Source organism: Neobacillus massiliamazoniensis (genome assembly GCF_001048695.1).
Taxonomy (GTDB): domain Bacteria; phylum Bacillota; class Bacilli; order Bacillales; family Cytobacillaceae; genus Neobacillus; species Neobacillus massiliamazoniensis.
On sequence record NZ_CVRB01000003.1, the window covers coordinates 904621 to 926115 of the forward strand.

Below are 21495 nucleotides of genomic sequence, written 5' to 3' on the forward strand. Positions count from 1 at the left end.
CCGCTTCTTTTATTTTCCGATAAAGTTTGCTGGTCTTTTTTCAATGAATGCATTGATTCCTTCTTTGTGGTCCCTTGTTTCCCTCATTTTTTGCTGTCCTTGTTTTTCCAATTCCAAAATTTTTAGAAGCTGTGGCCGATTTTTTTCCGCTAAGATTTTTTTGGTTTTAATCATCGCTTGGATAGGTCGTTTTAACCAATCTGAGATTCTGGCATCTAAAGCTGTCTGAAGGTCACTCTCTGCCACTTCCTGAATCAAACCTAATTTAAGGGCTTCATCTGGCGCCATTATTTTCCCATCCCAAATCAGTTGCTTTGCCTTTGTCTCTCCTAATTTTTGTTCTAAAAAGAAATGGGAACCGCCATCAGGAATAAGTCCAATTCCAATAAAATTCATTGCTAATTTGCTAGCTTTATCAGCAATGATATAATCAGTTGCCAAAGCGAGACTAAAGCCTAATCCTGCAGCCGCTCCAGAAATCGCACTGATAGTCAGCTTCGGAATGCTATAAAGGGTAATGATCAGTTCACTAATACAATCCATAACAAGGAAAAATTCCTTTTCATCCGTGTTAGATAGCATCGTTTTAATATCGCCACCTGCTGAAAAGGCTCTTCCTTTTCCAGTCAATACGACAATATCAATATCGTCTGAATCTGTTATTTCCTTTAGTGTACAGGTAAGCCCTTTAATCACATCCATGTCCATTGCGTTTAAAGCTTCCGGTCTGTTCAATTCCACAGTTGCTACTCGATTGAATACTGTCAAATTTACCTTATCAGTGACAAATTGAATTGACACCTAAGACACCCCCATATTTTTCATTCAACTCTATTATATATGGAAATGCTTTGAATAAAAAGGAATTTTCTTAATATAGGAAATTTTCACCTATTTCGAAGTGTTTTTTTGTTGCGGTATAACAATCGCAGATTTATTTAAATATTCGCAGTTTTTAAAGGAAATAAGCGAAAACAACAAAATTCCCCTGCAAAGCTCATGCAGGGGAACCTATTTTAAGTGAATAATTCGTCTAATATTTTGATTTTGTCTTCAGTATAAGCCTCAAAGCTTTCATTATACGTCTTAGGGTCCTTTGGATTAGCGAAGTGCGTTATTTTTCCACTATCAGGGTCAATAAATTTACTAGCAGCTCCGCAGCCAAGACCGATAATCGTTTGCTGCTCCTCCATGATCATGATGTTATAGATACTTTCTTGATTTGGCAGAGAATAGCCGACATTTTCGAGGTTACCCAGGATATTTTTTTGTCGATATAAATAATATGGGACATATCCATGGCTAACCGTCCAATCTTTTGCAAGCTCCATCATTTTTTCAACTTCTCCGCGGTCCGCAACTTTGTACTTCTCCTTATTCTTCGTCATTTCTGAAGCGCGTTTAAACGATAATGTATGGACGGTTAAGGATTCAGGCATCAGCTTTTCTGTTTCAGCTAAAGAATGCTTGAACTCAGTTGTCCCCTCCCCAGGAAGGCCAATGATCAAATCCATGTTAATATTGTTCATTCCCATGGAGCGGGCCAAATGAAACTTATCTATCGTTTCTGAAACGGTGTGATGACGTCCGATTGCTTTTAATGTTTCCTGAGTATATGATTGTGGATTAATGCTGATTCGGTCGATATTCCACTTTTTCAAAACCACCAATTTTTCAGGCGTGATCGTGTCTGGACGGCCTGCTTCAACGGTGATTTCACGGATATTTTCGACATCAGGGAAGGAAGTATACATTTCATCGTAAAGCATGTCCATCTCTTCAGCCGTAATACTCGTTGGTGTACCGCCTCCATAATACACAGTTGTAATCCGAATCCCTTTTTCTTTCAGCCATGAGCCGATTTTCCTCATCTCATAATGTAATCCCCCGAGAAAGGAATCAACCGAACCCTGGCGGCCGTTAATTGCATAGGCTGGAAACGTGCAGTATGCACATTTTGTCGGGCAAAAGGGGATACCGATATAGATACTCACTTCCTTTTGCAATGTATATAAGTCCGGCACAACCGTTAGCTGACGGTCAACAATTTGCTGCATCAGCAAAATCTTTTCATCAGTTATTAAGTAGTCATCCTTTAATTGCTGGTGAGCGATTTCAGTCGGAATGCCTTCCTGCACCTTCCGATGAAGCAACTTCGTAGGTCTGACTCCTGTTAAAATGCCCCATTTTTGTTTGATTCCAGTCCAATCCTGCAATACAGTTAGATAAACATGAGAAACAGCATTTTTGATCTGCTTAAAAAATTCCTTTTCCGAATCGGATGGAACTAATTCTTTTTGATATTCTGCTCGATAAGTTTTTTCCACATTATCTACTAATTCTGCAGAAACTTGCACCGTCTCCTCAACATGCAAATGGAATTTTATCAGTAAATCAGCCTCAGCTTGCATTGAAAAAATCTGTGATTCTTCAAAAAATAAATTGGCTATTAGCTGGAGTTGCCTATAAAAACGTTCATCCTCTAGCCCTTGAATGGAAATTTTCAAAACGATCACCTTTTCATTTAAACTCTCTTCAGTTTACAAAATCGCTATTTCAAGGTCAATACAGTGGAAACAAGAAATGCGGAAGGCTCCCGTTTAGCGACGTATAGACTGGAGAGCTTCGACTGAGATAAAGGAAACACGAATCGCATTTTTTGCGATTCGATGTTGACTTATCGTAGGGAGAAGAGCGAAGTCCACTAGTCGCTGGGCGCATGGAGCTAGACAATTCTCAAAGTCAAAAACTTATACTTACTTATCTTTAAGAAAAGCGGAAGAGCCTTGGAGCCGGACACATGATATACATTCAAAATATACAAAAATACCATAGGCTTGTTTCCTATGGTATTGAGTAGCTATTTTTTTATAATATTCATTTTCCGTAAAAACTCAATTGGCTGTTGCTTTCGAAAATGCTCCTTCACCATATAAGCAACACCATGTTCATTTTTTGACCTTGTAATCCAGTCGGCGGTTCTTTTCACTTTGAAATCGGCATTCCACATGGCTACCCCTAAACCGACTGTTTCAATTAATGGAATATCGTCAATCCCGTTACCAATGACAACCATTTCTTTCGTTTTGATACCAAGCTGATTACCTAGATAAATTAAACCGGTAAGCTTTGAAACACCTGCTGGAACAATGTCTAACCGCAATGTGTCGAGGTCAATCATATCAATCTCTGTAAACATTTTTCCAAGGGCTTTTTTAGTATCCTCTAGGTCACTCTTTTCTTCAAAATACACCTCAATTTTTGGCGGTGTAACTGGTTGTTCATGTAAATATTCACTTAGGGAGGAAACAAATTGCTGGGAATAAAATACGGGATCTCCTGATGTGAATACCGTTTTCGCTAACAAATTATGATGTAATTTATATTTATTTGATAAAGAAAATTCTTCGTGCACTAGCCGAATTTGACATGGAAAGCCTTCAAGAAAACGGACTGTGTCGTAGGTGATATCCTCATTAATCCTTTTCACGTAGATCGGCTTCTCTTGTAAATTGGAAATATAAGCACCTTGATGCGAAATGATCGGTGTTTTTATCTTTAAAGCTTTGGCTACCTTTCTCGCTGAAGGAAAGCTACGTGATGTAACCAATGTGACATAAATTCCTTTTTGCTGGACATATTCTATAGCTTCTTTTGATGACTTATGGATTTTTCCATTCGATTGAAGAAGCGTGCCATCAATATTTAAAGCAAGCAAGCGATAAATCATCATGTTGCCCCCTGTTCGTGGTGAAATTACCTTACTATCACTTTTATGTTTTTTCATCCACATATAGAACAGAAGGCCATCTACTAAACAAAGAAAAAAGGGTTTCCCAAAATGGTCTCCCCCTCTCGCATAACACTCAATTTATAGCCATTTATTAACCAAAGTTCAACTATAAATTGTAGGTTGAGGGGTTGACACTTTTTTTGGGACATCCTTATAATCGGTTAAATTTATCCGTATAACTCTTCTAATGGTTTCATGATAACCTGGTTTAGTTCGGCAATTACCATGCTCATTCGTTGTTCAGCCTGCATGAGTCGTGCAATTTTTTCATTTTGTTGGACATTCACTACTGTTGACTGAGCCTGCTGAATCTCTTCAGGGGAAATTTCCTGACCCATCATCTGTTTCTGCTGCAGGTTCATTTGAATTTGGCGAAAATGATCAAACATTTGCTTTGCTTGCGGATCGGCATTTACCTCATTGTAAGCTTGCTTTATTTGTGCGTACTCAGCACTCTCACGGATCGCTTTTTCTAATGCATAGGCGGAATCGTATAAATTAACTGCCAATAGGCTCACTCCTATTTTTGATTATTTATTTTTCTTAACAACTATAACAAACTATGCTCATGAATGCGAGAATGTTAATCAATGTTAATTCCGTCACCATTAGACACCATCCAAAATAGTTGAACATACGATATATCAGCATATACCTAGAAGAATAACTTCTACGACTAGCACAGGCACTTAAGCTGGACAGAAAATGAGGAGTGTTTATGTCCATTTCATTAATCCCCGTTACACTTGTTTCCAGAAAATCTCCAAACAATAGTGATTGTACTTTAGAGGTGTCCAATAATTTATGTCAACAATTAGATTTGAATAGTGGCCAAGACTTAAGCATCCTTTTGGGTAAAAAAATGATAAAAATGAAGATCCAAATAATAGAAAAACCAATAAATGAGATTACTTTTCCAGAAAATATTTTTCATGAATTTTATTTACCAATTCAAACTTATAAATTTCAAGCTTACTATACTCCGGAAATTCATACATTACAGCTCGGTCCGATTCTGGGATTGTTAACCGATTTTGAAGTAAAGGAAGGAGCAGAACCCCACTTTCGATCCATTCATCTGTTCTGTGAGGAGCTACATCGCGCAATAGAAGAGATTGGCGGATTTTTTTATATTTTTTCATACAACCATTTTTCAAAAGAAGGATACTACTATCAAAACGGTAAATGGATCCCATCAATGCTGCCACTCCCCAATGTTATTTACAACCGAATACATTCTCGGAGGCTTGAGTACGTTAAAGAGTTTAAGAAGTTTCGCCAAAGCTTAGAGCAATTAAACATACCACTTTTTAATGAGCGTTTCCTTTCGAAATTGGAAGTGTATAACCAATTAAGTGAAGAACAACATTTACACGCTTTTTTACCAGAAACAAAGCTTTTTACATTTGAAAACTTAATGGAGCTTGCCAAAAAATATGAAACGGTTTTTATCAAGCCTGTTCATGGCAGTCAAGGCAGAAATATTTTGAAAATATCAAAGCAGGATGAGAATTCCTATTCGTATCAAACCTCTTTTCAATTAACGATTGACGCAAAAAAATATCTCTTAGATGACATTTATCAGCAAATAAAACCATTGCTCGGTAATAGAATTTATATTATTCAACAAGGAATCCCGCTCTTGACCCATGTAGGAAACATCATGGATTTTAGAGTATTATGCCATAAGAATTGCCATCATCTTTGGGAAGTCACATCAATGGTGGCAAGAATTTCAGCAGAGCAGGAAATGGTCTCTAATCTAGCCAAGGGTGGCAAAGTAATGAAACCATTCGAAGCATTAGGCACATGTATGAACAACAGAAAGGCCTTTGAAATTCTTCAGTTAATAAAGGAGCTAGCAATTGAAACAGCTGCCACCATAAGTAAAAATTCCCAAGGGATCACCGGAGAGCTCGGCATCGACATTGGTGTAGACAAGGATGGAAGGCTTTGGCTAATTGAGGTAAATTCTAAACCATCCAAAAGCTTTGAGGACGGTCAAGGAAAAATAAGACCATCAGCAAAAGCCATTGTTCAACTTTGTACGTTACTTACTTTTGAAACTAGTCGTGATTAGGAGGAAACCTAAATGATTACTTTTGGAATTATGACCTTAAATATGGAAAGTGAAACTTCATATATTGACCAAATCGCAAAGCTTGCCGATTCATGCGAAATGGAATGTTTCAGATTCATTCCTTCAAAAATAAATCCCCATACCCTTTTAGTAAAGGGGAAAAAGTTTAACGCTAAAGATCAAACTTGGGCAGAAGGGGAATTCCCCATTCCATCTATTCTATACGATCGCTGTTTTTATGGTGATGATGAACATTCAAAACAATGCATTCCGATAGTCTCATGGCTTAAGTGCAGAAATGATATTACCTTTTTAGGATATGGTTTACCCAACAAGCTTGAACTTTACAATGTACTGAAAAATTCAGTATTAACACCCTATTTACCTCCTACAATGAAGGTCTCAAATCCGGGTGAGGTACTGAAAGAGCTAAAGATACGGAATAGGATTATTTTAAAACCAATCAGTGGTTCGCAAGGATATGGGATTTATTATGTAAAACAAAATGATAAAAGCTTTCATGTAAAAACAGAAAAACAAAAAAAGATTATCTCACATATATTTCAGAATGAGTTAAAGCTAAATCACTGGTTAAATTCGTTAATGGTTCAGCGTGACTATCTTCTGCAGCCATTTTTAGAACTTGCAAATGACCATTTACAGCCGTTTGATATACGCATTCTTATCCAAAAAAATGAACATGGTGACTGGGTCACACGTGGAAAAGGCGTTCGTCAAGGGACTACCGGTGGAATTCTTTCAAACTTAAGCTCTGGCGGCAGTGTCATCCGTTTCGCCGATTGGTTGGCTTTCCTCCCTCCTGCAAAACGAGAGTATATCCGTAATGAGTTAACATTTATTACTGCTAATCTCCCACGTTTACTTGAACAGGAATTTTTGCCACTATTCGAACTTGGAGTAGATATTGGGGTGGCAAGAAATGGTGCCATTTGGATACTCGATGTCAATTCAAAGCCTGGAAGAAAGGTTATTTTAGAAACCAAACCTGAATTAAAGGAAACCCTTTACCTTGCCCCGCTACTGTACGGGAAGCATATTTCTAAGCTAGAACAAACAGAAAGGAAGAGCTCTTATGCGACAACGCTTTTTTCTTGAGGTTGCGGCAAATGACCAACTGGTAGCTTTTTGTCCACCTGAGGTCATTTATCATCAATCTCTTAAGAAAATCGCCTTTGGCTCAAAGTCAATTGAGGTTGATTTCCGTGCCCATCCTGATCAAAAGGATCGTATCGTGATAAGCAAGAGGATGCAGGAGGAGCTTCAATTTCCTAACCTTAACATTCCCCTCCATACTTTTATCGAAGATCAAGTTCTCTTTATCGGACCGCTTGTTGGGATCTTCACTTCAGGATTTTCGGCATCACAGAATAACCCGATTGGCGAAAGAACATCTTTTTTTGCGAAGCTAATATCCGTTAATAAAACAGTGGGGGCGGTGCCCTTCGTTTTTGGAGAGCAGCATATTGATTGGGAGCAAGGCAGCATCAAAGGATTCTTTTACCATGAGAGTGTGTGGGAGACTTTTGATGTACCTTTTCCAAACGTCATTTACGACCGACTCCCTAATCGTAAAAGTGAAGAAAATCCTAAATTGATAAAGGTTAAAAACCGACTTCAAAAAGAATATCTTATTCCTTGGTATAATCCAGGATTTTTTAATAAGCTCGATATTAATGATCGGCTACAGCAGAATGATATTGTCGCAAGTTATTTACCAGAAACGCACCCATTCACTTCCTTTTCCATGATTGAGATAATGCTTTCTCAATATGGCCATATCTATTTCAAACCGAAAAACGGCAGCCTCGGATTTGGGGTTCACCAAATTATTTATGATAAGCACCATGGTGATTATTACTGCCGATACCAAGATCCTGATGGAATTAACCGTCTCCGCAAATTCTCATCCCTCGAAAAATTATTTAACCGGGTATTCTCTAAACAAAATCTCGATAGAATGATCGTTCAGCAAGGAATTCATTTGCTGCGAAAGGGTACTCGTGCTATTGATTTTCGTGTTCATACGAATAAGGACGAATTAGGGAATTGGCATGTCTCGGCCATTGCAGCTAAAATTGCCGGCGTTGGAAGTGTGACAACCCATAAGCGAAGCGGTGGTGAAATTAAAACCATTTCAGAAATTTTTCCAACAGAAGAGTGTGAATTATTTACAGAAAAACTTTCAAAGGCTGCACTAAATTTAAGCAGTGTATTAGATCATAACATCGAGGGGATTATCGGAGAAATTGGCTTTGATTTAGGGATTGATCGTAATGGGGATGTTTGGTTCTTTGAAGCTAATTCCAAGCCTGGAAGATCAATTTTTGAACACCCGGAATTGAAGGATTTTGATTTATTAACCCGTCAATTATCCATTGCTTTCGCCGTATTTCTCACAGAACAAGCATTGCACCACCCAGAGGAATTATTCCAATGAAAATTTACTATGATAAAGATTTTGCAAAATGGTACTGCATAAATTTGGAGGATCCTGTCACAATAGGTGGTGAAAATAAATTAATTGAACAAGGAAAAGCAAGTCTGGATTCCTTTTGCTTTGATGTATGCTTAAGTGATAACCATGTTGGGCCGCTGATCGGAATCATGACTTCACGCAGTAAAAATGGAGTCATTGCCGGTAACGGCCCACTATTTAAAGAACTACAGAAAAAGCTTATCTCCTTAGCTGGAATAAGCTTTATTTTTACAATGGAAGGGGTTGGAAATGATACAATTACCGGGTATATCTTTTTACCCGATAAACAAATGTGGATAAAGGTACAGGCGCCATATCCTGATCTTATATACAATCGGATTCCATTTAGAAAAGCAGAACAAGATCCGCATCTTCCAAACTTTTTATCAGCTCTTAAAGAAAAAAACATCCCCTATTTCAACCCATCTTTCATCAACAAAATGGAGCTATACTGTTTATTAAAAAACCACACTAGCCTTAAAAAACATTTGCCTGACACAATTTTGGCTAATAAAGAAAGGGATTTATTAAGCTTTCTTATCAAGCATAAATTTGTCTATTTAAAACCTTCACAAGCATCAAAGGGAAAAGGGATTTTTCGGGTTCACCTAAATGATAATATGGAAGTGAAACTTGAAGGCTTAAAAATGACAGAAGCATATCCATCCTTCCATCACTTTTGGAAGGAATGGGAAAAAACCTTGAAGGATAAAAGCTATTTGGCGCAGAAAGAGATAAAGGCTGCCGTTTATGAAGGCAAACGCTATGATTTTCGCATTTTAGCTCACGCAGCAAATGATGGATATATGGTAACAGGGGTTGGAATTCGTCAATCACAACTACAAGAAATCACTACCCACATTCCAAATGGTGGTAAGCTTCTTCCCTACCAGCTATTCCAAACTGACAAACACGACTTTTTTTTTCAAACCATTGTTTCACAAATCGGAAAGGCATTAACGGAGCATTTTGACTATTTTGGGGAATTTTCTATCGATGCGGGAATAGATGAGTCTGGACATTATTACATTTACGAGGTCAATTCTAAACCTATGAGCTTTGATGAAACGGAAATCGAAAAAAAAAGAATAGAACAGTTATGTCGCTTATTTTTTCAGTTAACTGGTTTCCCAATCTAATAAAAATTTTCATTTCAATGATCCGCCAATTGAAGTAATCTAATAGTAAACAATATTCTAAAAAGGGGATTCTTGTCATGCTTTCGCATTTTCAATTCAAGCCTTTATTTACAAATAAAAATATACCCGGGTGGAATATTTCCTTTTACTATAAAAAGCAGAGATTCACGGGAATTTATCACCAAACAGGAAAGATAGAATGGACGACGAATCCACCTGCTCAAGAAGATATTGAGACACTGACAAGCCAGATTCACGAGTTAATGCTCTTTCATGTTTACGAATAAGATTGTATGAAAAATGGCCCTTTTCACATACTAGATTAGAAAATAAAGAAAGGGCTTGATGATATGGATAAAAAGAAAGATGCATTAACAAATTTAGGTACATCCTATGAAGGCAGAGACCAGGCCTTTTTGGATGTTGACCGCATGATTAACGAGGGTATGTCCGGCGGGTCAGTTCATTCACGATATGATTCAACCAATATCGAAGAGGCACGTGACCTCGTTGAAGAAGAACCGCCGTATGAATGTGATTAAATTGAAAAGGCTGCAAAAAGCAGCCTTTTTATTATTACTGTATAATAGAAGTAATTTACTTATATAATGGGGAAATGTACTGATGCTTAGAAAATTATTACCACTATTTAAAAACTCATTTTTATCGACTGCCCAACCAGATCAATCATCCGAACGCTTTTTTATTTTTTTTGATGAAGACAACAATGAATGGCTCGGAATTCCTAAATCGGAAATTAGTGAGAGCGAATTAAATCTCCTAATAGCCTTATATCCGCTTTCAAAATTTTCCATCGTTAACCATACCCCTGAAACAAAAGTCTGGCATGATTTTTTATTATCAGATGGACAGCCTCCTGTCTATCAATCAAATTCAAATTTTCGTTTCCTACAGTTTCACCTGCAGGATCGCTTTGTGGAGGATCACGAAGAAATTGAATCGGCATTTAAGGGTTTTTTTTCTGAAGACATTTACATTGTTTGGGAAAATGAAAATAGTGGGATTGTCATTGAGGAAATGAAACAAATTTCCCTCTCAGAAAAAGAAATGATTGCAATGTCTGAAACAGTAGAAAGTGATTTTTATGTAAAAATCCACTTCTATATTGGCAAGAAATACCCATTTTCCGAGCAGCTTCGCTTTCATTTCCAACGTGAAAGGGAGTATTTTGCATTCGGTAAAGATCATATAAACAGTTCAAACATCTTTACCTTTGAACGAGTCTTCCCTGCTTTCATGGCCTATAATTTACCAAAAGAGCTGTCAGAGAAGCTGTTTCTTGAGCTTGAAGATGTTTTTCAAGAAGATCCTGAAATGTTCGTAACCATTAGGACCTTTCTGGAAAACAATTTAAATGCGAGTGTAACCGCAAAAAAATTATACATCCATCGCAATACCCTTCAATATCGGGTAGATAAATTCACCGAAAAAACAGGAATTGGTTTGAAGGATTTTTATGGTGCATTTACTGTGTTTTTGGCTTGCTTGCTCTTTGAGCAAAAGGTTTAAACAACAATCTGCCCAAAAGCTGTGAAAAAATCTTTGTGCAACCTGTCTATATTGTTTTTTCTCCTATCCTAGTAAACTGATGATAACGTTTACAAGGAGGTTGGCAAAAATGGCAGAGTTAAAATTAGATCATATTTTTAAAATTTATGATAATAAGGTTACGGCTGTTGAAGATTTCAATCTACATATTGAAGACAAAGAATTTATCGTCTTTGTTGGACCCTCCGGATGCGGTAAATCAACTACATTACGGATGATTGCGGGACTAGAAGAGATTTCAAATGGTGATTTTTTCATTGACGGCAAAAGAGTAAATGATGTAGCTCCGAAGGACCGTGATATTGCCATGGTATTCCAAAACTATGCGTTATATCCACATATGACAGTCTATGACAATATGGCGTTTGGCTTAAAGCTTCGTAAGTTTGCAAAAGACGAAATTGACCGCCGTGTAAAAGAAGCGGCAAAAATTCTAGGTTTGGAAGCTTATTTAACTCGTAAACCAAAAGCCCTTTCAGGAGGTCAGCGTCAGCGTGTAGCGTTAGGTCGTGCCATTGTTCGTGATGCAAAAGTATTCTTAATGGACGAACCATTATCAAACCTTGATGCAAAGCTTCGTGTACAAATGCGTGCAGAAATTGCCAAGCTTCACCGCCGCTTAAATACAACCACGATCTATGTTACCCACGACCAAACTGAAGCAATGACAATGGCTTCTCGTTTAGTTGTTATGAAAGATGGAGTCATTCAGCAGGTTGGTACGCCGAAAGAAGTATATGAAAAGCCTGAAAATGTATTCGTTGGCGGTTTCATTGGTTCACCTGCGATGAACTTCTTTAATGGTAAGCTTGAAGATGGGAAGTTTATAATTGGTAAAACAACGATTTCGATCCCTGAAGGCAAAATGAAATTCCTTCGCGAACAGGGATATGTTGGAAAAACAGTTATTCTTGGTATTCGTCCAGAGGATATTCATGATGAACCTGTTTTCATTGATGCATCCACTGGAACAAAGATTCAAGCAAATGTTGATGTTGCTGAGCTTACTGGTGCTGAATTAATGGTTTATTCAAACATTGATGGGCAAGATTTTGTCGCTCGTCTGGATTCTCGCAGTGACATTAAGCCAGGAGATAAAGTTGAACTTGCTTTTGATTTAAATAAGGGCCATTTCTTTGATACAGATTCAGAATTGCGCATTCGCCCTTAATATATTGGAAAGGAGGGTGTCCAAAAGAGTAAGACCCTTTTGGAACACCCTCTTATTCTTTTATGAAAATTACCTCATCGTTATGGCATTTGGAACAGTAAAACAAATGCGGACATATCTGCTCTGAATTGGTTTCCATATAGCCATCCTCCATTTTCACTAAGTCGATTTCCATATAGGGACTATAATTTTCATAAAAATCCAACAATCGTCCAGCTTCCATCATAGGTTCTCCACAATTGGTGCAAAGTAAGAATACTTCCCTTAGTCCATTACATACAGGACATATTGGCATTCGTGTTCACCCTTTATAAAGTATGGTATGACGTTAGTTTGTGTTTCGATTCCAAGCCCTATGTAGTGGTATAACTTACCACTCAATATTTAGAATAAGTCATTAAATTTTTATCATAATAAACAGTACAAACAGCAATTACAGCAATGGGTTATACCGATAAGGGTCTTTAGCCGGTGCAAACCCGGATAACCCAGCCATACCTAAACAATTATATCTCCAATTAATTTTATGATATGGGTTAGGCCAAGGTGGCAATCCATATGGTTCAATACCATACTAACCCCAAACCTATTAAGAGGAGTGTTAACAACTATGGCACGTAACAACAGCTCTAATCAACTTGTAGTCCCAGGCGTCCAGCAAGCACTTGACCAAATGAAGTATGAAATCGCTACAGAATTTGGCGTAAGCCTTGGAGCAGATACTACTTCTCGTGCAAATGGTTCAGTTGGAGGAGAAATTACTAAGCGTCTAGTTGCAATGGCAGAATCACAACTTGGCGGCGGTGGAATGACTCGCTAATTTTTTAAGTCAAAACATATAAACAAATAAAGAAATGGCTTAGCCCCCTCTTTTTGAGGGGGCTTTCACTATTGTCCAGCTCCAGCGCCTAGCCCCTCGAGGTCATAAGCCACTTCCAAAATGAAGGTTAAAGAGCAACCTTCACGCCGGCATGTCTTATGCCTGTCGCCCCTGAGCACCAAGGAAATCTTCCTTGAATCATCTTCATAGGAACAAGCTGTGCTTGTTCCGAAGGCGCTTCTGCTTTTCTAGTTATACCATTTTTTCAGGCTTCATCCATTCATCAAATTGTTCTTCACTGACATAACCTGTTTTAATTGCAGCTGCCTTTAGGGTTGTATTTTCTGTATATGCAAGCTTGGCAATTTTCGCAGCTTTTTCATAACCAATATAAGGATTTAAGGCTGTAACTAGCATCAATGAACGATTCACATGCTCTTTGATAACCTCTTTATTAGCTTCAATTCCAATCGCACAATTTTGATTAAAGGAGTGAACACTGTCTGTTAAAAGTCTTATCGATTGGATTAGGTTAAAAATGATTACAGGCTTAAAGACATTCAGTTCAAAATTTCCTTGACTGGCTGCAAAACCAATCGTAGCATCATTTCCAAAAACCTGACATGCCACCATTGTTAGTGCTTCACTTTGAGTTGGATTTACTTTTCCAGGCATAATCGAACTGCCAGGTTCATTAGCCGGAATGGTAAGTTCACCAATCCCACTTCTTGGACCACTTGCCAGCCACCGGACATCGTTGGCAATTTTCATTAAATCAGCTGCCAATGCTTTTAGTGATCCATGTACGTAAACAATTTCATCATGACTTGTTAAGGCCTGAAATTTATTTTTTGAAGAGCGAAATGGGTATCCTGTTAGTTTTGTAAGCTGTTCGGCAACCTTGGAGCCGAAATCTGGATGAGCATTAATCCCCGTCCCGACTGCTGTTCCTCCAATGGCTAAGTCGAGTAAAAAATCATTGGCTGCAGCAATCATTTTCTCGTTTTTCTCTAGCATCGCCCGCCATCCACTAATTTCCTGCCCTAATGTTAAAGGAGTCGCATCCTGAAGATGGGTCCTGCCTATTTTAACAATATTAGTAAATGCCTTTTCCTTTTCAAACAAAGTTCCCTTTAGTTCCTGAATAACGGGAATCAATTCCTCGATTATCTTTTTATAGGCAGCAATATGCATAGCGGTTGGAAAAGTATCGTTCGAACTTTGCGACATATTAACATCATCATTGGGATGTACCTTTTCATTACTTCCCAAAGCCTTTAATAACTCGTTTGCCCGATGGGCGATGACCTCGTTGACGTTCATATTTGTTTGGGTACCGCTTCCGGTTTGCCAGACTACGAGCGGAAAATGTTCATTATGGCCACCTTTTAAGATTTCATCACATACTTTATTGATGACCTCAGCCTTTTCTTTAACTAGCTTTCCTAATTGGTGATTAACAATGGCTGCAGATTTTTTAATATAAGCTAAACCGTACACGACTTCGATCGGCATTTTTTCGATACCGATTTTAAAATTTTCCTTGCTGCGCTGTGTCTGCGCTCCCCAGAATTTATCTAGCGGTACACGAATTTCACCAAGGGTATCTCTCTCAATCCTAAATGGTTCCATCGTATCACTCCCTCGAAATGGTTTACCCTAACATATATTTTCCCATAAACGGTGACGATAAACAAAAAACTGCAGACAATGGTCTGCAGCTTAATGTTTAACAAGGGTATATAAGATATAATAAGTAAGGATTAAAAAACTTCCGATTGAAAGAACAACTGAATAATCATTCATTCGATTTCCACCCCATTTTATTAAATTTAATACTCAAACCTAAGCTATCATAAGATTTGGTTTTAACCTGTGATAAAAATCGCATTTAATCAGCTAGGATGTGAACTTTTTGTGAATATTTGTCTATTTGGAGCAACCGGAAGAGTAGGCTCTATCATTTTGGAAAATGCTTTAGAGAATCGCCACTCTGTCAGGGCGCTTGTAAGAAATCCGGAAAAGATCGCTAAAAGCCCGAAACAATTAACTATTATTGAGGGAAACGCCCTCGATAAGTTAGATGTTGCTGAAACAATGAAAAACTGCGATGTGGTCATCAGTGCATTAAATACTGACGGAACAAGCACACTTACTGAATCAATGCCGATTATCATTAACAGTATGAAAGAGAAAAAAATTACACGGATTATTACAATAGGGACAGCCGGAATCTTACAGGCCAGGTCAGAACCACTTCTATATCGCTTTCAATCCTCTGAATCAAAACGAAAGAGCACGCGTGATGCTGAAGAACATTTAAAGGCGTATTTAACGTTGAAGGAGTCTGGCCTCGAGTGGACGATTGTTTGTCCAACCTATTTGCCACTGGGGGAAAGAATAGGAGTCTATCGTTTTGAAAAAGATTTCCTTCCAGACAATCCCTCTTCTATTTCCTGCTATGATACCGCCGATTTCGCCTATCAGCAGCTTTTTAAGAATGAATTTATTGGCTATCGAGTGGGACTTACATATTAAAAGGTCGTTGATTTGCTTTCTCAACGACCGTTTGACCTCTTTTCTAGCCAAAACGGGCTTTGACCACCTCTCTCAATGACCTTTGGGACTCTTTTTTAATCAAAACGGGCTTTGATCAGCTTTCTCAACGACCTTTTGACCTCTTTTTTATTCAAAACGGGCTTTGACCACCTCTCTCAATGACCTTTGGGACTCTTTTTTAGGCAAAATGGGCTTTGATCAGCTTTCTCAACGACCGTTTGACCTCTTTTTTATTCAAAACGGGCTTTGACCAGCTTTCTCAATGACCTTTAGGACTCTTTTTTAGGCAAAATGGGCTTTGATCTACTTTCTCAACGACCGTCCGACCTCTTTTTTATCCAAAACGGGCGTTGACCACTTTGGAAATAAGAAAAACCCCAGACGAATAATAATCATCTTGGGGTTTAAGTATGAAATATGTGAATTTCTAATTATCCAGCTAAGTCAGTGCTTCCTTGCTGGAGTTGATACATTTGGTAGTATTTACCTTTCAATACCATTAATTCATCGTGCGTTCCCCGCTCGACAATCCTTCCTCTGTCTAACACAAGGATTTGGTCGGCATTTCGAATTGTTGATAAACGATGGGCAATAATAAACGTTGTTCTCCCTTTTTTCAATACGTCCATTGCTTCTTGAATAAGAGCTTCCGTTTCGGTATCGATACTTGATGTTGCTTCGTCAAGGATTAATATCGCCGGATTAAAGGCGAGAGCTCTAGCGAATGATATAATCTGCCGCTGTCCGCTTGAAAGCGTACTGCCTTTTTCAATAACCGGTTCATCATAGCCGTTCTCTAAATTGCGAAAAACTTTCTCTGCCCCAACATCCTTTAATGCCTTCTCCACTTTTTCCCTTGATATGGAAGGATCGTCCAAGCTTACATTGGAAGCTATTGTCCCAGTAAATAAATAGGGATCCTGCAAGACAATCCCCATATGATTTCGAATCGTTTGCCGTGGAATCGTTTCGATATCTCTCCCATCAATCGTTATTTTCCCTTTTCCACTGTCATAAAACCTAAATAGCAAGTTCATAATGGAGCTCTTTCCTGAACCTGTGTGCCCAACAAGGGCTACCGTTTCGCCATGTTTCGCCTCAAAATCGAGATTTTTCAGGATATATTCTCCCTCTTTATATGCAAACGACACATTTTCAAATTTAACATTCCCTTTGAAACGAGTAATTCTTTCGGTGCTGACATTTTCCCCAGGTTCATTCAAAAGCTTAAATACCCTTTCTCCAGCCACGAGAGCCTGCTCCAAATTCGCCAATTGATTGACAATTCCCTGTACTGGCTGGAAAAGTCGGTTGATATAATCAACAAACGCATAGAGCATACCGAGTGAAATGACAGACAAAGGTTGAAGGGATTGACCTCCGAAATACCAAATAAAAGTGACGAAAATGAGATTCCTTAGTACACCAACGAGATTGTGCGAAGTTAACGAATTTAAGCTTAGCAATTTATTTTGGTACGTAAAATATTCATGATTAAGCTTTTCAAAATCCTTCAGAGTATCCTTTTCTTTTTCAAAAGCTTGGATAATGTTCATACCTTGAATGGATTCATTAATCATGGCATTAATATCACTATTGCGAGATCGAATGACTCGGTTGAATTTAGATGCATATTTTCGATAAATAAGAATCCATGCGTAAATCGCAGGCAATAAAAACAAGCAAATGGCAGCCAGCTTTACATTCAAGATGAACAGGGCAATATAAATTCCTATAATATAGATGACACTCGTGAAAAAGGTGGCAAGGACTGTTACATATAACTCGCGAATTGCCTCCGTATCATTGGTAATACGTGCCACCACTTTTCCAGCCGGGAGATTATCAAAATATTGAATGGGCAGCCTCTGAATATGTCCAAAAACATCTTCGCGCATCTTTTGAATAATGCGGTTGGCTGATTTCTGTAAATAAAAACGTTCACCATACTGAAAAAAGGATGATACGACTAATAAACCAAAGTAGATGAATAATAATTGAACAATCCCGGGAATTTCTGGCTGATAAAACCGTAGTAATTCCGCCCCCGTCAAAACTTTTACTTTATATTCAGCTTTGCTCGTGCCATTGGTAACCGTTAAAATCCCGTCATGATAGCTACGTTTCCCATCAAAATCAAGCTTTTTGTCAAGAAAAACAAATTTTGACCCCACTTGAAGGATTCTAACCTGTTTGCCTTTTTGATCCTTTTCAGAAAAATATTTTTCCTGTTGATAATACTTCCCATCATATTCAACCGCCTTTTTTCCGCTTGTTGTTTCATACCAAACGGACTCAATCCCCAAAATATGATGATCAATGATATTTTTGGCAATAAAGGGACCTGCTAAATCAGCCGCAACGGAGATAGCCAGCATGACCAATGCAGCAATGATAATCTTTTTATAAGCTAATGCATACCTTATTAACCGTCTTCCAGTTGTCATGCTGATACCTCCTCTTCCAATGGATTTTCGACCTGCTGACGAAGAAATTGTTCTTTATACCAGCCGTCAATTGCTAAAAGCTGTTCATGCGTACCTTCCTCAACCACTTTTCCTTCATCAAGAACGATGATATGGTCGGCATGCTGAACGGCTGACATTCGGTGTGTGGTAATAATTGTCGTTTTGTCCTGCCTTACTTCACGGATATTTTCAAGAATTCTTTTTTCTGTTTTAGCGTCGACTGCCGACAAAGAATCATCCAGAATAAGAATTTCCGGATCCTTAATGAGAGCACGAGCGATGGAGATCCTCTGCTTTTGTCCCCCGGATAGGGCAACACCCTTTTCCCCGACAAGAGTTCCCAAACCGTCAGGAAGCATTTCCAAATCTTTACGAAACGCCGCTAAATTAATCGCTTCTGCTAACTCTTTGTCTGAAGCATCCATTTTCCCAAATAATATATTTTCCTTTACCGTTCGCGAAAAGAGAACATGATCCTGTGGCACATAACCAATCCAGCCGCGAACCTGCCCCAAGCTTTGCTCATCAATTGGTACGTCTGAAATCGTCAGTACACCAGTTCCTAGCGGGTATTGCCTTAATAGCTGCTTAATCAAGGTTGTTTTCCCGCTCCCCGTTTTACCAACAATCCCTAGTGTTTGCCCCTGTAATAATTGGAAGGTAATATTTTGCAAATTGTTCACTCGCGATGAAGGATAATTAAAAGTGACCTCATTGTAAATAATTTTATTTGCTGCAGGAACCTGAACAGGCTGAAGTGGATTTCCCACTTCCTCAACATATGCAAGCGTTTCATTAACCCGATCAAGCGAAGCATTTCCCCTCTGCATAACATTGATTAATTCGCCAATTGCAAACATTGGCCAAATCAGCATCCCTAAATATACATTAAAAGAAACAAGGCCTCCCAATGTGATTGCTTGATGGAAAACTAAATAGGCACCATAACCAATCCCAATTAGATAACTAATCCCAACAAAAATTTTTATTGTTGGATCAAATAAAGAATCTATTTTTGCTACCTTAATGTTTTTTTGATAGACATCTTCTGTTAATTGGTGAAATCTTGCCATATCGGCTTTTTCTTGAACATAGGCACGAATGACCCTGACACCAGCTATGGACTCGAGGACCCGATCATTTAATTCTCCGAACGCATCCTGTGCTTCCATAAAGCGTTTGTGGATTCTTTTCCCATAAACTTTCATCAAAAAAGCCATGATCGGCAATGGAATGATGGCCGCTAATGTTAATTTCCAACTAATCATAATTCCCATCGTTAATAGAAGTGTCAGCATCCAGACACTAGAATCGACAAGCGTTAAGATTCCAAACCCGGCTGTAATAGAGACCGCCTTTAAATCATTGGTAGCCCGTGCCATTAAGTCACCGGTTCGATTTTTTTCGTAAAAGGCTGGGGTCATTTTTAATAAATGGCTTAAAAAGTTCGATCTAATCTTTCTTTCAATTAAATAAGCTCCTCCAAATAATTGATATTGCCATACATATGATATCCCATAAGATGAGACCATGATTAAAAGTAGGAATCCTACATAACGGAAAATTTTTGTTCCCGTCATCGATCCGAAATGAATATCATCTATTGCCATTCCAATTAATTTAGGTGGCATAACATCTAGTAAACCTACAAGTATTAATAAACTAATTGCGAGTACATATCTTTTCCAGTTTTCTTTAAAAAACCAACTCAACTTTCTTAACACCGCAAACATGGTTGCAATCCCCCTTTTGTATTTACTATCCGCCCTCTAGCTCCCCTTTTTTGAGGGTTAATGCAATTTTCATCAATTGTCTCATGTCCATTTCCTCCTCTATAAAAAATATAAAGAGGGATACTGCGAGTGCAGTATCCCTCCAAAAAAAGAGACAAAAAAACACACGTCACGTAAATAACGTAACCTGTGTTTATTGATCACAAATACATTTAAGAAATAATTACAATAAAACCTTTTTTGGGCTGGTTACGTTTAGATATTCAGTTTTAACGTTTACTTTCATCACAACAATCATTTCGTAACCCTCCTCTTCCTATTTTTTCTTACTTTGTTAGATTATCACCAGATATATTGATTGTCAATTCCCATTTTTCAGATTAATACGTTTGAAAATTTTTCGAACAAAAATCAAGTAAAAAAGCGTTGGCATCGGTGCTTGAATTAACCCAACGATCCCCCATAACCAATAATTATGATTATTCTTTCTTGCATCCAAAAATAAAAAAATACTTTGAGTCATTAATATTAAAACAACGATTACTATTACCATTATAGGTATCTCTTTACTCATTCATTGCTCACCTGCTTAATAAAGCGTACACCCGTATATAATGCCATGAACAACGTTGTGCTAATTTGTAGAATGATAAAAATAACAGGCATATGGTATAGAGAAACAATGATTCCACTTAAAATGACTACGGCCACTAAAGCAAAAATAGCTACATCTCTGATTAATTTTTTCCTGGCATTCTCCTGTTCTGCCAAAACGATTTGTTCAAACCATTGAAGGTCAGGAGTATAGACAGGGAATTGGTCAACCTTGTTCAATCCCTCTTGTAGTTCGCAAATGGCATCTGAGTCTTGTTTACTTAGTTGTTCGCTGTCGAGTAGAATGACTTTCCGTTTCTTCACTTAGTTTCAGCTCCCTTCTAATCGCCATGATTCCATTATGAACTCTTGATTTAACTGTTCCTGATGATATTTTTAGCCAGTCTCCAATCTCCTCATAGGAATATCCATAGTAATGCTTCAAAATGATTAGTATTCTGATATCTTCATGTAATTTTCCAAGTGCACTTAGCATATCGTTCCACTCTTCATTTCTGCTCTCAAAATGCCATTTTAGCTTTCGATAAACCTCTTCGCCTTGCCAATCTTTCTCTCTTTTTTTCTTTCTGCATTGATCTATATAGGTATTGGTCGCAATCGAGATCAACCATGTAGAAAATTTGCTTTGCCCGTTATAAAGCTGAATTTTTTGAACACATTTCGCCATTGTCTCCTGAGCTAAATCCTCTGCTGTATCAGGATTCATTGTAATTTTGATTAAATATTTTACAAGGAATGGATAATGTTCTTTAAACAGCTTCGCAAATGCAATATGGTCCCCCGCTTTGGCACTTTTTATCAAAGCATCCATTCGGCCTTTGTCCTCACTTTCCCCCATCATCCGATTATTTTCTATCTATTTTTAGACGAATAAAAGTGAATTTCGTTCATTAAATTTTTTCAAAAGGCTGTGTTAAACTTGCCTGTTGATTTGCGTTCCAGGCGCTTCGCTTTCCGCGGGCGTTCCGGGGAGCCTCCTCGGCGCTTAGGCGCCTGTGGGGTCTCCCCTGCCCCGTACTCCCGCAGGAGTCTCGCGCCTTCCACTCCAATC

The 21495-nt window shown here is 38.2% G+C and carries 21 protein-coding genes; 10 read left to right on the forward strand and 11 right to left on the reverse strand.

The genetic code is table 11. From position 1 onward, the window contains the following. Window positions 1-9 precede the first annotated feature (9 nt). The 4 genes from BN1082_RS17205 to BN1082_RS17220 all read right to left on the reverse strand — a co-directional run bounded on the left by BN1082_RS17205 (window position 10) and on the right by BN1082_RS17220 (window position 4302). A complete protein-coding gene (locus BN1082_RS17205) occupies window positions 10-801 on the reverse strand; it encodes an enoyl-CoA hydratase (protein WP_090636209.1) in 792 nt (263 codons plus the stop codon). 215 nt (window positions 802-1016) lie between these two features. Beyond that, the gene (locus BN1082_RS17210; protein ID WP_090636212.1) at window positions 1017-2507 is read right to left on the reverse strand and encodes a coproporphyrinogen III oxidase; all 1491 of its coding nucleotides are present in this window, start codon (window positions 2505-2507) and stop codon (window positions 1017-1019) included. 353 nt (window positions 2508-2860) lie between these two features. After that, entirely contained in the window at window positions 2861-3730 is an 870-nt protein-coding gene (locus BN1082_RS17215) for a Cof-type HAD-IIB family hydrolase (protein ID WP_090636214.1), read from the reverse strand. Between the two features lie 230 nt (window positions 3731-3960). Continuing rightward, the gene (locus BN1082_RS17220) at window positions 3961-4302 is read right to left on the reverse strand and encodes a YlbF/YmcA family competence regulator (protein WP_090636217.1); all 342 of its coding nucleotides are present in this window, start codon (window positions 4300-4302) and stop codon (window positions 3961-3963) included. Between the two features lie 209 nt (window positions 4303-4511). Here BN1082_RS17220 and BN1082_RS17225 point away from each other — a divergent pair, with 209 nt between their 5' ends. The 8 genes from BN1082_RS17225 (at window position 4512) to BN1082_RS17260 (ending at window position 12249) form a co-directional block, all read left to right on the forward strand. After that, window positions 4512-5873 (forward strand): YheC/YheD family endospore coat-associated protein, encoded by a 1362-nt coding sequence (locus tag BN1082_RS17225; protein WP_090636219.1) that lies wholly within the window; start codon window positions 4512-4514, stop codon window positions 5871-5873. Window positions 5874-5885: 12 nt separating this feature from the next. After that, on the forward strand, window positions 5886-6989 hold the full coding sequence (locus BN1082_RS17230) for a YheC/YheD family endospore coat-associated protein (protein ID WP_090636222.1): 1104 nt from the start codon (window positions 5886-5888) through the stop codon (window positions 6987-6989). Continuing rightward, window positions 6967-8331, forward strand: coding sequence for a YheC/YheD family endospore coat-associated protein (locus BN1082_RS17235; RefSeq protein WP_090636225.1), 1365 nt, complete (start codon window positions 6967-6969; stop codon window positions 8329-8331). Before BN1082_RS17230 ends, BN1082_RS17235 begins: the two co-directional genes overlap by 23 nt. Beyond that, entirely contained in the window at window positions 8328-9509 is a 1182-nt protein-coding gene (locus BN1082_RS17240; protein ID WP_245640470.1) for a YheC/YheD family endospore coat-associated protein, read from the forward strand. The genes BN1082_RS17235 and BN1082_RS17240 overlap by 4 nt, the downstream gene beginning before the upstream one ends. A 77-nt stretch (window positions 9510-9586) precedes the next feature. After that, entirely contained in the window at window positions 9587-9796 is a 210-nt protein-coding gene (locus BN1082_RS17245) for a YheE family protein (RefSeq protein WP_090636227.1), read from the forward strand. 63 nt (window positions 9797-9859) lie between these two features. After that, on the forward strand, window positions 9860-10051 hold the full coding sequence (locus tag BN1082_RS17250) for a hypothetical protein (RefSeq protein WP_090636229.1): 192 nt from the start codon (window positions 9860-9862) through the stop codon (window positions 10049-10051). A gap of 82 nt (window positions 10052-10133) precedes the next feature. Next, entirely contained in the window at window positions 10134-11039 is a 906-nt protein-coding gene (locus BN1082_RS17255) for a PucR family transcriptional regulator (RefSeq protein WP_090636233.1), read from the forward strand. Window positions 11040-11148: 109 nt separating this feature from the next. Further along, a complete protein-coding gene (locus tag BN1082_RS17260; protein ID WP_090636236.1) occupies window positions 11149-12249 on the forward strand; it encodes an ABC transporter ATP-binding protein in 1101 nt (366 codons plus the stop codon). A gap of 52 nt (window positions 12250-12301) precedes the next feature. Here BN1082_RS17260 and BN1082_RS17265 read toward each other — a convergent pair whose 3' ends face one another. After that, a complete protein-coding gene (locus BN1082_RS17265; RefSeq protein ID WP_090636238.1) occupies window positions 12302-12544 on the reverse strand; it encodes a hypothetical protein in 243 nt (80 codons plus the stop codon). Window positions 12545-12859: 315 nt separating this feature from the next. Here BN1082_RS17265 and BN1082_RS17270 point away from each other — a divergent pair, with 315 nt between their 5' ends. Continuing rightward, a complete protein-coding gene (locus tag BN1082_RS17270; RefSeq protein ID WP_090636240.1) occupies window positions 12860-13069 on the forward strand; it encodes an alpha/beta-type small acid-soluble spore protein in 210 nt (69 codons plus the stop codon). Window positions 13070-13321: 252 nt separating this feature from the next. Here the strand turns inward: BN1082_RS17270 and fumC are convergent, their stop codons facing one another. Next, window positions 13322-14701 (reverse strand): class II fumarate hydratase, encoded by a 1380-nt coding sequence (gene fumC / locus BN1082_RS17275; protein ID WP_090636243.1) that lies wholly within the window; start codon window positions 14699-14701, stop codon window positions 13322-13324. A 285-nt stretch (window positions 14702-14986) separates the two neighbouring features. Here fumC and BN1082_RS17280 point away from each other — a divergent pair, with 285 nt between their 5' ends. Continuing rightward, window positions 14987-15607: an NAD(P)-dependent oxidoreductase gene (locus BN1082_RS17280; protein WP_090636245.1), complete on the forward strand. Its 621-nt coding sequence runs from the start codon at window positions 14987-14989 to the stop codon at window positions 15605-15607. 452 nt (window positions 15608-16059) lie between these two features. Here the strand turns inward: BN1082_RS17280 and BN1082_RS17285 are convergent, their stop codons facing one another. The 5 genes from BN1082_RS17285 to sigY form a co-directional block, all read right to left on the reverse strand. Continuing rightward, window positions 16060-18075: an ABC transporter ATP-binding protein gene (locus BN1082_RS17285; protein ID WP_090636248.1), complete on the reverse strand. Its 2016-nt coding sequence runs from the start codon at window positions 18073-18075 to the stop codon at window positions 16060-16062. Further along, a complete protein-coding gene (locus tag BN1082_RS17290) occupies window positions 18072-19829 on the reverse strand; it encodes an ABC transporter ATP-binding protein (protein ID WP_090636251.1) in 1758 nt (585 codons plus the stop codon). Before BN1082_RS17290 ends, BN1082_RS17285 begins: the two co-directional genes overlap by 4 nt. A 361-nt stretch (window positions 19830-20190) precedes the next feature. Continuing rightward, window positions 20191-20403 (reverse strand): sigma-Y antisigma factor component, encoded by a 213-nt coding sequence (locus BN1082_RS17295; RefSeq protein ID WP_090636254.1) that lies wholly within the window; start codon window positions 20401-20403, stop codon window positions 20191-20193. Beyond that, window positions 20400-20747, reverse strand: coding sequence for a YxlC family protein (locus BN1082_RS17300; RefSeq protein ID WP_090636256.1), 348 nt, complete (start codon window positions 20745-20747; stop codon window positions 20400-20402). The genes BN1082_RS17295 and BN1082_RS17300 overlap by 4 nt, the downstream gene beginning before the upstream one ends. Continuing rightward, window positions 20701-21255, reverse strand: coding sequence for an RNA polymerase sigma factor SigY (gene sigY / locus BN1082_RS17305; protein WP_090636576.1), 555 nt, complete (start codon window positions 21253-21255; stop codon window positions 20701-20703). The genes BN1082_RS17300 and sigY overlap by 47 nt, the downstream gene beginning before the upstream one ends. Window positions 21256-21495: the final 240 nt, after the last annotated feature.